This window comes from Mycobacterium sp. (genome assembly GCF_008709575.1).
Lineage (GTDB): Bacteria > Actinomycetota > Actinomycetes > Mycobacteriales > Mycobacteriaceae > Mycobacterium.
Window position 1 is genome coordinate 260 of record NZ_VYIK01000470.1, and the last position, 347, is coordinate 606.

1 protein-coding gene is annotated in these 347 nt (G+C 66.3%); it reads right to left on the reverse strand.

Annotated elements, in window-relative coordinates; genetic code table 11:
* Positions 1–220 (reverse strand): hypothetical protein (locus tag F6Q13_RS20410; protein ID WP_367141379.1); only part of this gene is annotated, 220 nt, incomplete at its 3' end.
* Between the last annotated feature and the right edge of the window lie 127 nt (positions 221–347).

A 347-nucleotide genomic window follows, 5' to 3' on the forward strand; every position in this document is an offset into this window, starting at 1 on the left:
GATCGGCCAGCTCCAGGAACACCCCAGGGTCGGGGCCAGGCTGGTGAATCGATTCGGGATCGGCGAACGCGCCCGGCATACGCATGAACCCACAGAAGACCACGCTTTCCAGATGGCTATCGATCCGTTGCAAGGCGATCGAGCGCTGCGGGCCTGGCAGGTCGAGTGGAACAACCAACCGGCCCTGTGAGGCCAGCTGAGCCAACCACGCCGGTGACATGTCCCACGCCCCTACGGTCGCAATGATGCGGTCATAGGAGCGTGCTCAGACCAACCCAGACCGCCGTCCCGGCAGACGATCCGGTTCTCCCGGTCGGCCGCTCGCCCTGCCGCACCGCTGGCCACGT